13 protein-coding genes are annotated in these 13907 nt (G+C 57.5%); 11 read left to right on the top strand and 2 right to left on the bottom strand.

The window, feature by feature from the left end; translation table 11 throughout:
• The first annotated feature begins 76 nt into the window (after window positions 1-76).
• The 11 genes from CZ787_RS13560 to CZ787_RS13510 all read left to right on the top strand — a co-directional run bounded on the left by CZ787_RS13560 (window position 77) and on the right by CZ787_RS13510 (window position 10731).
• Entirely contained in the window at window positions 77-1066 is a 990-nt protein-coding gene (locus CZ787_RS13560) for a LacI family DNA-binding transcriptional regulator (RefSeq protein WP_087110096.1), read from the top strand.
• A 275-nt stretch (window positions 1067-1341) separates the two neighbouring features.
• Window positions 1342-1590, top strand: coding sequence for a 30S ribosomal protein S16 (gene rpsP / locus CZ787_RS13555; RefSeq protein ID WP_087110094.1), 249 nt, complete (start codon window positions 1342-1344; stop codon window positions 1588-1590).
• A gap of 45 nt (window positions 1591-1635) precedes the next feature.
• Window positions 1636-2181: a ribosome maturation factor RimM gene (gene rimM / locus CZ787_RS13550; RefSeq protein ID WP_087110092.1), complete on the top strand. Its 546-nt coding sequence runs from the start codon at window positions 1636-1638 to the stop codon at window positions 2179-2181.
• Between the two features lie 62 nt (window positions 2182-2243).
• Entirely contained in the window at window positions 2244-3005 is a 762-nt protein-coding gene (trmD, locus tag CZ787_RS13545; RefSeq protein WP_087110175.1) for a tRNA (guanosine(37)-N1)-methyltransferase TrmD, read from the top strand.
• Between the two features lie 172 nt (window positions 3006-3177).
• Window positions 3178-3534: a 50S ribosomal protein L19 gene (rplS, locus tag CZ787_RS13540; protein ID WP_087110090.1), complete on the top strand. Its 357-nt coding sequence runs from the start codon at window positions 3178-3180 to the stop codon at window positions 3532-3534.
• 138 nt (window positions 3535-3672) lie between these two features.
• Window positions 3673-4554, top strand: coding sequence for a site-specific tyrosine recombinase XerD (xerD, locus tag CZ787_RS13535; protein ID WP_087110088.1), 882 nt, complete (start codon window positions 3673-3675; stop codon window positions 4552-4554).
• Window positions 4529-5320 (top strand): DsbC family protein, encoded by a 792-nt coding sequence (locus tag CZ787_RS13530; RefSeq protein ID WP_087110086.1) that lies wholly within the window; start codon window positions 4529-4531, stop codon window positions 5318-5320. Before xerD ends, CZ787_RS13530 begins: the two co-directional genes overlap by 26 nt.
• 237 nt (window positions 5321-5557) lie before the next feature.
• Window positions 5558-6874 (top strand): homoserine dehydrogenase, encoded by a 1317-nt coding sequence (locus CZ787_RS13525; RefSeq protein WP_087110084.1) that lies wholly within the window; start codon window positions 5558-5560, stop codon window positions 6872-6874.
• Between the two features lie 6 nt (window positions 6875-6880).
• Window positions 6881-8269: a threonine synthase gene (gene thrC / locus CZ787_RS13520; protein WP_087110083.1), complete on the top strand. Its 1389-nt coding sequence runs from the start codon at window positions 6881-6883 to the stop codon at window positions 8267-8269.
• A gap of 3 nt (window positions 8270-8272) precedes the next feature.
• Window positions 8273-10072, top strand: a complete 1800-nt coding sequence (locus CZ787_RS13515) for a single-stranded-DNA-specific exonuclease RecJ (protein ID WP_419866537.1) — start codon at window positions 8273-8275, stop codon at window positions 10070-10072.
• Between the two features lie 41 nt (window positions 10073-10113).
• Complete coding sequence (locus CZ787_RS13510) at window positions 10114-10731, top strand: YitT family protein (protein WP_087110081.1); 618 nt, start codon at window positions 10114-10116, stop codon at window positions 10729-10731.
• Between the two features lie 73 nt (window positions 10732-10804).
• On the opposite strand, the gene CZ787_RS13505 is transcribed toward CZ787_RS13510, so the two are convergent.
• Together CZ787_RS13505 and CZ787_RS13500 are read right to left on the bottom strand one after the other, a co-directional pair.
• Entirely contained in the window at window positions 10805-13315 is a 2511-nt protein-coding gene (locus CZ787_RS13505; protein WP_087110079.1) for a heavy metal translocating P-type ATPase, read from the bottom strand.
• Complete coding sequence (locus CZ787_RS13500; RefSeq protein ID WP_087110077.1) at window positions 13312-13740, bottom strand: MerR family transcriptional regulator; 429 nt, start codon at window positions 13738-13740, stop codon at window positions 13312-13314. Before CZ787_RS13500 ends, CZ787_RS13505 begins: the two co-directional genes overlap by 4 nt.
• Window positions 13741-13907 lie beyond the last annotated feature (167 nt).

Below are 13907 nucleotides of genomic sequence, written 5' to 3'. Positions count from 1 at the left end.
AAGGGGTGCTAGGATGGCGGGATTATCTTGCTGATTGAGCGGTCATCATGTTGAAAAACACCAGAGGCGCTGGCGCATGTCGATACGCGTAACCGCCGATGATGTAGCCCAAGCGGCAGGCGTATCGCGCGCCATGGTCTCACGCGCTTTTACACCCGGAGCGTCGGTGTCGGCAAAAAAGCGCGAACACGTTTTAGCCGTGGCTCAGGCGCTGGGTTATCGGCCTAATCTTATCGCTCGGGGGCTGACGGGGCGTAGCACTGGATTGATCGCGGTGGTAGCCGGAGAGATCTCGCGTCCTTATGAGGCTTGGCTACTTGAGCATTTGGTGTTTGAGCTCAGCTCCCGTGGCTATCAGCCGCTACTATTGCCAGCGCTGCGCGGCGGTAACGTCACCGAGATGATCGATCATGCGTTGGCCTATCAGGTTGAGGGCGCTATTGTGGCGGCAGGCTCTGTGAGTCGTGAGATCGCCGACCGCTGCCGGGCTTCAGGGGCACCGCTGGTATTGATTGGGCGCGTGCTGGAAAGCAGCGGTGTTGATGCCGTGTGTTGTGACAATATAAAAGGTATGCATTTGCTGGTGAATCGGCTGGTCCAGCAAGGACGACGACGGATCGCCTGGTTGGGCGGCACTGAGGATACGTTTTCTGACCAGGAGCGCAGGCTGGGCGTCGAGCAGGCGCTGAGCCATTACGGCTTGACGTTAATGGCCGTGCACCGGGGAGACTTCTCGCTGCAAAGTGGGCTGAATGAAGGGCTGGCGCTGCTGGGTGCCGGGCAGCCATTGGATGCAATTATCTGCGCCAACGACGCCATGGCGCTGGGCGTTGTCGAAGCCGCCGCCCAGCGCGGTATGCGGGTGCCGGATGAGATAGCGGTTACCGGGTTTGATGATGTTCCAAGTGCTGCCTGGGGGCGCTGCCCTTTAACGACAGTGCGTAACCCGGTGCAGGAAACGGCCCTTGAGGCACTGCGCCTGCTTGAAGCAAGAGTGAAAACGCCTACGCGCGCCACGCAGATCGTGAGAGTTGGCGTCACGCTTGTTGAGCGTGTCAGTGCTTAGTCGCCAATGCAGTGGTTGACGTATTGTGAGTTTTCTGGCTGTCAGGCTTTCCAATCAGAGCGCATTTGCGTAGAATGCGGCCTCTTCATGCGTGGGTGTTGGCAAAATATGCGTAAGCATTGCCGTCACATCCGATTATGAAGGCCTAAAAATGGTACAAAGCAGCCACTTATCTTCAAGTGAGCGGCGTATCAAGAAAACAGTATGATGAGTGTTCTGGTGGCGGTTTGCGCTATTTCCCACTCTCGTAACCTCAACCGAAGGATAGTTATCGTATGGTTACCATTCGTTTGGCACGTGGTGGCGCCAAGAAGCGTCCCTTTTATCACCTGACTGTTACCGACTCGCGTAAAGCCCGTGATGGCCGTTTCATCGAGCGTATTGGCTTCTTCAACCCGGTTGCCCGTGGCCAGGAAGAGCGTCTGCGCGTTGATCTAGAGCGTGTTACTCACTGGCAGAGCCAAGGCGCCCAGCTGTCTGGTCGTGTTGCTGAGCTGGTTAAAGAAGCGCGTAAACAGGCGTAAGTCTGTTCACGGTAGAATCTGGACTGCTGTACGTTGAGGTCGTCGATGACGCGTTTTGAAACAAGCCAAACTGACGACACGCATGTGGTGTTAGGCAAGCTGACTAGCCCCCACGGGGTGCAGGGTTGGCTCAAGGTGTATTCTTACACCAGCCCCATGGACAGCATTTTAGATTATCCCGAATGGTGGGTGCGCCAAGGGGAAACCCTGACGCGAATGACCATTATTCAGGGGCGTCGGCAAGGTAAAGGCCTTGTTGTGCAGATTAAAGGCGTAGATGACCGCAATGCCGCTGAAGCACTGGCGCAAGCGGATATCTTACTGCCAAAAGATGCACTGCCTGCACTGTCAGCCGATGAGTATTACTGGCATGAGCTTGAAGGCTTGGCTGTCTTCACTCAAGCCGGCGAGCGGTTAGGACGGGTAAGCTACCTGTTTGAAACCGGCGCCAACGATGTCATGGTGGTTCGCGGCGATGACGACGCGATCGACAAACGCGAGCGGTTACTCCCGTTTTTGCCTGATGATGTGATTGTCGAAATCAGTCTTGAAGATGACCGTATGGTCGTTAACTGGGACTCTGAGTTTTGATCAATGATGAAGCGGCCGATGTGCGAACACCGGTGCTTGGCAATGATGTGGATACGCCCGCCATGTGGATCGGCGTAGTATCGTTGTTTCCTGAAATGTTCGATGCACTCACCCAACAGGGCGTAGTGGGTCGGGCGATAGAGAAGCAACGTATTACCCTGGAGTTCTGGAACCCGCGAGATTACGCCACCGACCGCCATCGCAGTGTGGATGACCGCCCTTATGGCGGCGGCCCGGGTATGTTGATGAAAGTCGATACACTCCGTGGCGCTATCCACGATGCCCGCGAGCGGGCACATCAAGCCACTGGCCAGGTGCCTACTGTGATCTACCTTTCGCCCCAAGGGCGTAAGCTTGATCAAAAAGGCGCTCAGGCATTAGCCGCTGCTGGCCCCCTTGTGGTGGTTGCAGGGCGCTATGAAGGTATTGATGAGCGCGTGGTGGAGAGCGACATCGATGAAGAGTGGTCGATTGGCGACTATGTGCTGAGCGGCGGTGAGCTGCCCGCCATGGTGCTGATTGACGCAGCGGCGAGGTTGGTTCCCGGTGTATTGGGGCATCAGGACTCCGCTATCGAAGACTCGTTTAATGACGGTCTTTTGGACTGCCCGCACTATACCCGTCCAGAAAGTATCGACGGGCGCCAGGTGCCGGATGTGTTGCTAAGCGGTAATCATGCAGCGATCAAGCGCTGGCGGTTGAAGCAGTCTTTAGGCCGCACATGGCAGCGCCGTCCCGACCTGCTAGAAGGTCGCGAGCTTAACGCTGAGCAACAGCAGTTGCTGAACGAGTTTATCGAGGAACACGCTCTGTCTGCCAAGTAGGTTATTTTCAATTACCTGGTACAGGGCGGCGGTGCAGGACGAGAAGGGGTTATACCCTACGGACCTGTGTCACCCATAACGACTCCCGTGTGGCTCGATTCGAGCGCCGGGATCACGGTTTGCCCCTTCCACAACTGCGTGGCAAACCATTCCGTTATTTAGGAGTATGAAGATGAGCAGCAAGAACAAGGTGATCCAGGCGATCGAAAACGAGCAGATGGGCAAAGAGATTCCTTCTTTTGCGCCGGGCGACACCATTATCGTTCAAGTAAAAGTCAAGGAAGGCACCCGCGAGCGTCTGCAGGCGTTTGAAGGTGTTGTTATTGCCAAGCGTAACCGTGGCCTGAACTCCGCTTTCACCGTACGTAAAATTTCTCACGGTGTTGGCGTTGAGCGTACTTTCCAGACCTACAGCCCGCTGGTTGACTCTCTTGAAGTCAAGCGTCGTGGTGACGTGCGTCAAGCCAAGCTGTACTACCTGCGTGAGCGTAGCGGTAAGTCAGCACGTATCAAAGAAAAGCTGTCCTAAGCGACGCTTTCTCGGGCGCGCACTGTTCTTGACGTACGTCTTGGGCATGCGTCGCACTGGATACCAGAACCCCGTCACCGCTTTGCGGGGCGGGGTTTTGTTTATGTGTCCATACACCCAGTAAGAGACGATTAACGTATGAGTGTCATTGATGCCTTTTTGGATGCCCTTTGGTTAGAGCAAGGCGCCAGTGATCATACATTAGCCGCCTACCGGCGCGATTTAACCGCGTGGCAGCACTACCTGATAGCAGAAGGTGAGGATATATTGTCCCCTGCGGGGCAGCGGCTTCCCGTATGGCTGGATGCCCGCCGAGAGCAAGGCTATCAGTTGCGAAGCAATGCCCGGTTGTTATCGAGCCTCAGAAGTTTTTATCGCTGGGCGCGCTTGCACGGGCATGTGGCTAGCGACCCGCTGGTGGATGTTAAACTTCCCAGAGTGCAGCCAGGCCTGCCCAATACGCTGGAGGAGGCGGAGGTCGAGCGCCTGCTGATGGCGCCTGATGTTGATACGCCGCTGGGCGTGCGCGACCGCACCATGCTGGAGCTGCTTTATGCCTGTGGGCTGCGCGTGTCGGAGCTTGTGTCGTTAACCGGTGATGCGGTGAACTTGCGCCAAAATGTGGTGCGTGTGCGTGGTAAGGGGGATAAAGACCGCCTGGTGCCCATGGGGGAGGAAGCAGCAGATTGGCTTGCGCACTATATGAAAACGGCCAGACCTGCGCTAATGAGCGATCCGACAAGGCCAGCGCTTTTTCCAGGGCGCCATGATAAAGCCATGACGCGGCAGACCTTCTGGCACCGCATAAAAGCACATGCCATCACGGCTGGGATCTCGCGTCCGCTGTCTCCGCATACGCTGCGACATGCTTTTGCGACACATTTATTGAATCATGGGGCCAATTTACGGGTCGTACAGCTGCTGTTAGGCCACAGCGATTTATCCACGACTCAAATTTATACGCATGTCGCCCAAGCTCGCTTGGAGCATTTGCATGCTGAACACCATCCGCGAGGTTGAAGATAGAATGCGTCAACGTACGGTTACTCCTTCTTTACGCACGGCATTACTCACGCTCGCCATCGCCAGCGTTTTACCGGTCGCCGCTCACGCAGATGCCATCACGCAACGACTGAGTGAGTCGCTGAGCGTTAATGGTCAGCCGATGCCGGTTGAGCACGTAACGACGACCCCGATGGAAGGCATTTATCACGTGCGTCTGGAAAGCGGCGAGTCGTTCTACACCAACGCCGATGGCAGCCACTTTTTGGTGGGTGATCTTTTCGAAAATGCCGAGACGGGGCTGGTCAATTTAACCGAACAGTCCAAAAACCAGGAGCGTGTTGCGGCACTGGCAAGCATTCCCGAGTCTGAGCGCGTTGTGTATCGCGGTGTCGATGAGCCAAAAGCTACCGTGGTAGTATTCACCGATCCCACTTGCCCCTACTGTGAGCGTCTTCACGAAGCCGTGCCTGAGCTTAATGAGCGCGGGATTGCGGTACACTATTTAGCATTCCCGCGGGCGGGCATGGGCAGTGATGCGGCTACCTCCATGCAGCAAGCCTGGTGCTCGGATAATCGTAGTGAAGCCATGACCCGTGCCCAACAGCGCCAGCCACTATCAGGTCCTTCTGATTGCGATAACCCGGTGGCTGAACAGTATGAGCTGGGTATGGCGCTGGGCGTACAGGGCACGCCAGCGATTATTCTGCCCGATGGCCAAATGGTGCCAGGCTATGTACCGCCAGAAAGGCTTGCCGTCATGTTAGGCTTGGGCGACATCTAAGCCTGATCCGTCAGGCGCAAGTTGCCAAGTGCTGGTTGTGAGGTGCTTGGAAGCGAGACTTTGAAACGAGCACTTCAAAACAAGCACGTTGAAACAAAAAACATGGCAACAGAAACATAGCAACAGGCACGATCAACACGTGCCCACCAATAGAGAGCACCGTTAACGAGCGGTGACGCTGAGACACTGAATTTAAGACCGGGTGCCAAGGGCGCCCACCACGAAAGGGGATGTATTTTGAAACCGGTAAGAGTAGGCATTTGTGGGCTAGGCACGGTTGGCGGCGGCACGTTCAATGTATTGACGCGCAACGCTGATGATATTGCACGTCGTGCAGGCCGTCCTATTGTGATTGAGCAGGTGGCTCATCGCAGTATTCACCCTGACTGCGATATTACCGGTATTAACGCAACCACCGATGTTTTCGAGGTGGCCACTAACCCTAACGTTGATGTTGTGGTCGAGCTGATCGGCGGCTATGACATGGCGCGTGAATTGGTACTCACCGCGATTGCCAACGGCAAGCACGTGGTTACCGCCAATAAGGCGTTGATTGCCGTTCACGGTAATGAAATCTTCAAGGCTGCCCATGAAAAGGGCGTTATCGTTGCTTTTGAAGCCGCCGTTGCGGGTGGTATTCCGGTTATCAAGTCGCTGCGTGAAGGCCTGGGTGCCAACCGCATTGAGTGGGTGGCAGGCATCATTAACGGCACCGGCAACTTCATTTTGACCCATATGCGCGACGAAGGCCGAGCTTTTGAAGACGTGCTTGCCGAAGCGCAGGCGCTGGGTTACGCCGAAGCCGACCCCACGTTTGACGTGGAAGGTATCGATGCGGCGCACAAGCTAACCATTCTGGCCTCGATTGCCTATGGCGTGCCGCTCCAGTTTGAAAAAGCCTTCACCGAAGGTATTTCACGGATTACCGCTGAAGATGTCGAGCAGGCCGATAATCTGGGCTACGTCATCAAGCACCTGGGTATTTCCAAGCGTACCGACCAGGGGCTTGAGCTACGCGTTCACCCGACATTGATTCCCAAAGAGCGTTTGCTGGCCAATGTGCATGGCGTCAAAAACGCCATCGCCATTATGGGCGATGCGGTTGGCCCCACGCTTTACTACGGTGCCGGTGCAGGTGCTGAGCCCACTGCGTCAGCGGTAGTTGCCGACCTGCTGGACGTGGCCCGCGATATCTCCACTGACCATCACTACCGCGTGCCGTATCTGGCGTTCAGCGGTATTGATGAAGACGTCAGCCAACTGCCGATTATGCCGATGGAAGACATCATCACGGCGTATTATCTGCGCCTGCTGGCGGTGGATCGTCCCGGTGTACTGGCGCGCGTAGCCACCATCCTTTCGGAACAGGGCATCTCTATTGAGGCGCTGATTCAGAAAGAGGCGACCGAAGGCGAGCTGGTGCCGATTATTCTGCTGACGCACCGCACCAAAGAGAAGCAGATGAATGAAGCGATTCGTGAAATCGAAGCGATGGCCGATATCGCCGGGCCAGTGACACGCATCCGCGTGGAAAGCCTGAGCGAAGGGGAGTAACCCACTATGCGCTATATCAGTACGCGTGGGCAGGCGCCCGCGCTCTCCTTTGAAGAAGTCGTACTAACCGGCATGGCCAGCGACGGCGGCCTTTACGTGCCGGAAGAGCTGCCCACTCTCTCGAAAGAAGCGCTGGCCGATATGGCCGGGCTCTCTTACGCCGAGATTGCCTTTCGCGTCATGAAGCCGTTCGTGAACGGCGAGATCGACGACGACACCTTCCGCGCCATCGTGACCGAAGCGTACTCCACCTTCACTCACGATGCGGTCGTGCCGCTCAAGCAGCTCGATGCCAACCACTTCCTGCTTGAGCAGTTCCATGGCCCGACGCTGGCGTTTAAAGACGTCGCGCTACAGCTGCTGGGCCGTCTGCTTGATCACTTTTTGAAAAAGCGCGGCGAGCGTGCGGTGATCATGGGCGCCACCTCGGGAGATACTGGTTCAGCCGCTATTGAGGGCTGCCGCCACTGCGACAACCTGGATATCTTTATTCTGCATCCGCACCAGCGGGTGTCCGAAGTGCAGCGCCGCCAGATGACCTCCGTGCTGGCCAACAACGTTTTCAATGTTGCCATTGAAGGCAATTTTGACGACGCCCAGGCCATGGTCAAGGCAAGCTTTGCCAATCAGGACTTCCTGAACGGTACGCGCCTGGTGGCGGTCAACTCGATCAACTGGGCGCGCATCATGGCCCAGATCGTCTACTACGTCGCTTCAGGCGTGGCGCTGGGGGCACCGCATCGCGAGGTCAGTTTTTGCGTGCCGTCGGCCAACTTTGGCAATGTGTTTGCGGGCTACATGGCGTACAAAATGGGGCTGCCGGTGAAGCAGTTTATCATCGCCACCAACTCCAACGACATCCTGCACCGTACGCTTGCCGCCAACGACTTTTCCAAGAAGGAGCTTGAGGCAACGCTCGCGCCTTCCATGGATATCGTGGTGTCGTCGAACTTTGAGCGTCTTCTGTTTGATGCTTATGAGCGTGATGGCGCCGCTGTGGCCGCACTGTTGGAGCGCTTTCAGCAAGAGCCTACGACACTTGCCGATGCGCCGCTTGCCAAGCTGCGCGAGAAGTTCTCAAGCTACAGCGTGGACGATGCGACCATTTTGGAAGTTATCCGCGAAGCGCATCACCGTACTGGCGAAATGCTCGACCCGCATACCGCCACAGGTTACCGTGCCGCTGAGCGGGTTCGTGCCGATCAATCCACACCGATGATAACGCTTGCCACCGCGCACCCGGCCAAGTTTGCCGAAGCTGTGGTGAAGGCAGGTTTCCAGGGCGTACCGCTGCCCACGCATATGGATGATTTGCTGGAGCGTGAAGAGCGCTACACGGTATTGCCTGCTGAGCTGAGCGCCGTACAGCAGTTTGTTGCGGATAACCGTCGTTAACGCATGATGACTGCTCTGTCAGATGCCAATCAGCACACCACACAGCTAAAGCTGGAGCCTCGTCCGTTGGACGAGGCTGTTTACGCCCGTGCCCAGGCACAAGGCTTGAGCGAGCTTCAGGCGCGTCTTCTCGCCTCAAGGCTGCCCGGCTATCAGGGCGAGCTTGCCCCGCTGGTAACGCCTAGCCTGCGCTACCTGGCCCACCCGGAAAAGCTTGCCGATGGACGTCGCGCTGCTGAACGTATTGCTCAGGCTGTCGCGGAGGGTGAATCCATCGGGATTCTGACCGATTACGATGTGGATGGGATTACCTCCCACGTCGTCATTCGCCGTACGCTCGTTGAGCTGTTTGGCGTGCCCGAACATAAGCTTCATAGCCTGATTGGCCATCGTATTCACGATGGCTACGGGATCAGCTTGCCGTTGGTTGAGCGCACGCTGGCGCTCAAGCCATTCCCAACCGTGGTCATTACCGCCGACTGCGGAAGCAGTGACGAGCCGCGTATCGCGCGCCTCAAAGCGGCAGGCATTGACGTGGTGGTCAGTGATCACCATGCGCTGCCGTTGGAAGGCCCGCCCACTTCGGCCTATGCCTGCGTGAATCCTACGCGTGATGACTGCGCCTACCCCGATAAAACCATCGCCGGGTGCATGGTGGCGTGGCTGTTGATGTCGTTGGCGCGTGGCGTATTGGTAGAGTGGGGGGCCTTGCCCGAGGCTACGCCCAAGCTTTCGCCGTGGCTCTCCTATGTGGCGTTGGGCACCGTGGCGGATTGCGTGTCGCTGGGCGGAAGCCCCGCTAACCGAGCCGTGGTGAGCTATGGGTTAACTCTGATCAACCGCATGGACGCCGCCTGCTGGCGCGCCATGGCCACACGCCTGGGTGCGGACAGCGTGCCGTTTAACGCCGAAACACTGGCCTTTCAGATGGGCCCGCGGATTAACGCGCGCTCTCGGCTGGATGACCCTTACGCCGCACTACATTTCATGCTGGCCGAGAGTGACGCCGTCGCTAACCGTCAGTTGGAAGTGCTGGACCAGGATAACCAGTCGCGTAAGGCGATTGAAGCTGATATGGCCGAAGAGGCACGGGCGCTGGCCGCCAGTGCGCTGATCGCCGATGAGCCCGCCGTGGTGGTGTTTCTGGAAGATGGCCACCCCGGCGTTCAGGGCATTGTGGCCTCCCGGCTGGTTCAGTCCTACGGGCGCCCCGCGCTGGTGCTGACGCAGGCGGCGGCACCCAATATGCTCACCGGTTCCGGGCGCTCAATCGATGGCTTGCACCTGCGCGATGCGTTGCAGCGTACTTTTGAGCTGGCCCCAGAGGCGCTGCCACGCTTTGGCGGGCACAGCGGTGCCGCCGGAGTGGGCGTTCCCAGCGAACAGCTGGACGTGTTTAAACAGGCGTTTCTCAAAGCCGTAGCGGAGCAGTTGGAGGGGCGTTCGCTCTATCCCAGGCTATGGACGGACGGCGAGCTTTCCACCGCGCAGCTTTCGCTGGCAACGCTTGAAGAGATCGATGCGCTGGGACCCTACGGGCGTGAATTTGACGCACCGCTTTTTGAAGGGCGTTTTATCGTCGAAGCGCTGCGCCCGGTGGGTGCCGATGGCGCGCACTTGATGCTGGAGCTCTCCATGGGCGCCATCACCTGTAAAGCAATCTGGTTTCGCGCCTTAACACCAGGCGAGCTGCCCGCATTCACCATCGGCGATACGCTGCACTGCGCTTATAAACTTAACCGTAACCGCTGGCGGGGGCGGGAGTCGTTGCAGTTGATGGTTGAGCACGCAAGCGCCGTTTAAAGGGTTTTCATCAGCCCGCCACACTTCATAAGGGCGTTTTAATGCGCGTGGACGATTTACCCAAGGACCCGCACCGCCTCTATGAGGATGTAATGGCGATGCTGCTCGGCACATTCTTCGTTGCCTTGGGCGTTACCTTTTATACCCAAGCGGTGCTGCTAACCGGCAGCACCGCGGGTTTGGCGCTGCTGCTTAATTACGTGACGCAATGGAGTTTCGGGCTTTGGTTTTTTGCCATCAACCTGCCGTTTTATTATCTGGCGATCAAGCGTATGGGGTGGAGCTTTACGCTGCGCACCTTTATCGCCATTGGCCTGGTATCACTGTTTTCTGAATTAACCCAAGGCTGGGTACAGCTCGCAAGCGTACCATCGCTCTACGCGGCACTCATGGGCGGGGCATTGATGGGCATTGGCATGCTGATGCTGTTTCGCCATCGTACAAGCCTGGGGGGCATCAATATTCTGGCGCTTTACCTGCAGGACCGCCATGGTCTACGGGCGGGCTATGTACAGCTAGGCATCGATGGGGTGATTTTGCTAGTAGCGCTTACCCAGCTACCGTTAGACCGCGTTGGCTACTCGGTGCTGGGGGCGCTGACGTTGAACTTGATTATCGCCCTTAACCATAAGCCCGGGCGATATATCGGCGTGAGCTAGCGCGTTTAGCTAAGCCAGAACCACCAAACGACCAGGGCAATGAGCCCGAGGCCTGCCGCGTTAACCAATAAGCTCATGAGACCTCCTGTTGAGAGGGTTTCCAGAATCGTAGGCGATTGGCGTTACTCACCACGGTGATGGAGGAGAGCGACATAGCGACCCCGGCGATAATCGGTGAAAGCAGCATGCCGGTTACCGGGTAGAGCAGGCCTGCTGCAATCGGGATGCACAGCACGTTATAGCCAAAGGCGCCGACCAGGTTCTGCTTGATGTTGGCAAGCGTGGCGCGGCTGATTTCAATGGCTGAGGCCACGCCGTGAAGTGACCCACGCATGAGGGTAATCCCCGCGCTTTCCATGGCGATATCTGTCCCCTGGCCAATCGCAAAGCCGACGTTAGCTCGCGCCAGCGCCGGGGCGTCGTTAATGCCGTCCCCCACCATGCCTACGATTTCCCCTGCTTGCTGTAAACGCTCAATCTCCGCGTGCTTGTCTTCTGGTGTTAGGCCTGCTTTGAATGTCGTAATGCCGACTTCGCGGGCAATCGCTGCGGCGCTATGCTGATTATCGCCGGTCAGCATGACCACGTTTAGGCCATCCTGCTGCAAGCGCTTAACGGCCGCGACGGCATCGTGGCGTAACGGGTCGCTAATCCCGAATAGCGCCGCTAGCTGATTATCCACTGCCAGATACACCAGCGTACGCGCCTTATTTTGTAGCGCGTTAACCTCTTGCTGGGCAGATGAAAGATCAACCCCGGCTGCCTCAAGCAGACGCGTATTGCCCAGCAGCAGCGCTTTGCCATCGCGATTTTCGGCTTTTACGCCACCGCCCGTGACACTTTCAAACCCTTGGATCTCGGCAGGCGCGGCGCCCTGCGCATCCGCGTAAGCGATAAGGGCTGCTGCCAGCGGATGCTCAGAACCGCGCTCCAAGGCACGGGTCAGGCCCAGCGCAGTGGTTTGGTCCATGCCAAACAGATGCACATCGGTGACGCTGGGTTTTCCTTCTGTAAGCGTGCCGGTTTTATCGACTACCAGCGTGGTGAGTTTGCTGGCGGTTTGCAGCGCTTCGCCGTTTCTTACCAGCACGCCCTGCTCGGCGGCTTTGCCCACGCCAATCATGGTGGAAATAGGTGTGGCCAGGCCCAGCGCGCAGGGGCAGGCAATAATCAGCACGGTCGTAGCCGCCACCAGCATATGAATCACGCGTGGCTCAGGGCCAACGTTAAACCATACCAGCGCCGCCAGTACGGCAATAATGATGACGGATGGCACGAAGATGCTCGATACCTTATCCGCCAACTCACCAATTGGCGGGCGTGAATTCTGAGCGCTGGCGACCTGCTCGGTGATTTGCCCAAGCCGAGTATCACGACCCACACGAGTCGCGCGATACACCAGCCCGCCCTGCCCATTGATCGTGCCTGCGCTGACGTCATCGCCGGTTTGCTTACTGACGGCCAGCGGCTCGCCGGTCAGCATGGACTCATCAATATGGCTCTGGCCTTCGGTGACTTCGCCATCGACGGGTAAGCGCTCACCGGGGCGTACGCGGAGTTGGTCACCTTCACGAACCTCATCCACGTCTATTTCCTGCTCCTGGCCGCCGCGAATGACGCGCGCCGTGCGGCTTTGCAAATCAAGCAGGCGCTTTAGCGCATTGCTGGTACGCCCACGGGCGCGAAGCTCCATGGCGTTACCCAGCAGGATAAGCCCAATCACCATCGCCGAGGCTTCAAAGTAGATCCCTTGGGCTATTTCAGGCAGCCAAGGTGCAAACAGCACCACCGCCATGGAATAAAGCCAAGCGGTGCCCGTACCCATCGCCACCAGCGTATCCATATTGGCCTGATGGCGTTTGAGGTTCTTCCACGCATTTACAAAGAAGTGGCGCCCTGGAAACGCGAGCACACCCAGGGTCAAGACACCAATCACCAGCCAATAAATGCGGCCCAGGCCCATGACATGCGGATGATAGATAAACATGCTGAGCATCAGTGGAATGGCCAATGCCAGCGCGATGGCACTGCCCCGCAGCCGCTGGCGGTACAGGGTGGCGTCCTGCTCGGCGCGAACGCGCTCGGCTTCACGCATGTCCACAATCGGCTCCGCCGTGTAGCCCGCTGAGGCGACCGCGTTGATAAGGGCTTGCGTATCGGCGCTGCCCATCACTTGGGCGGTGTGGGTCGCGAAGTTAACGCTGGCGGCATCCACCCCTTGTGTATTTTTCAGCGCATCCTGAACGCTTTTAACGCAACTGGCGCAGGTCATGCCGCTAATTGCCAAGCGTATGTTGGGTCCAGCCGTGGCCGGTATATCAACTGTTTCTGGGGGGGATTCAAGCGCTACCGGCGAGGCGGGTTCGCTGCTGGCCGGATAGCCGGCTTTCTCCAATGTGGCGTTCAGGCGGCGATCGTCCAAACAGGTGGTCACTTCAAGGCGCTTTTCAGCCGGTGTACCCACCACCTCAGCCGCTGGGTCTTCTGCCTGAATCGCCTCGCGCATCCGCTTAACGCAGCCCTGGCAGCTCATGCCACCTACCGTACGGAAAACCGTATGGCGTGAAGAGGTTGTGTCGTTCATAAGACCTCCCTGGAAGAGGGATCGTCGGGAAAGCTTTCAATAAGGCGGCACACGCTATGCCCATCGGGTGTGCCGTCAGGCATATGCTCCCAGCTTCCCAGCGCCTGTTCCATGCGCTGGGCCAGCGCTTCAAGTTCGGCAATCCGTGTACGGATCTGCGGCAGGCGGCTGACCAGCAGGTCGCGCACCAGCGGGCAGGGTGAGTCTCCCTGGTCGGCATGCAGGAGAATGTCGCGTATCTCCGCTACGCTAAACCCCAGTTTGCGTGCTCGCTGAATAAAGTGCAGCCGCTCAAGGTCGGTGCTTGAGAAAAGCTGATAGCCGTTATCTGGATGGCGGCTCGGGAGAAGTAAGCCTTCACGGGTGTAGTGGCGCACTGTCTCTGCCGTTACACCGCCCTGTTTAGCAAGCTCGCTGACTTTCATCGCGCACTCCTTACGTTTTCGTCCGCTGTTAGTAAACGGTGGGAATACACGTAGTGTAAAACCTATGGGTAACACGCAGGTCAAGGTGGGCTGTTCAATAATTCGGTAAAAAGGGCTTAAAACGAATAAAACAATGATTTAAAACGGTCGTACGACTAATGTATGAG

Origin of the sequence: Halomonas citrativorans (assembly GCF_900163645.1) — a bacterium.
Lineage (GTDB): Bacteria > Pseudomonadota > Gammaproteobacteria > Pseudomonadales > Halomonadaceae > Vreelandella > Vreelandella citrativorans.
Note: the sequence above shows the minus strand (reverse complement) of the source record. Positions and strands in the feature narration are given on the sequence as shown.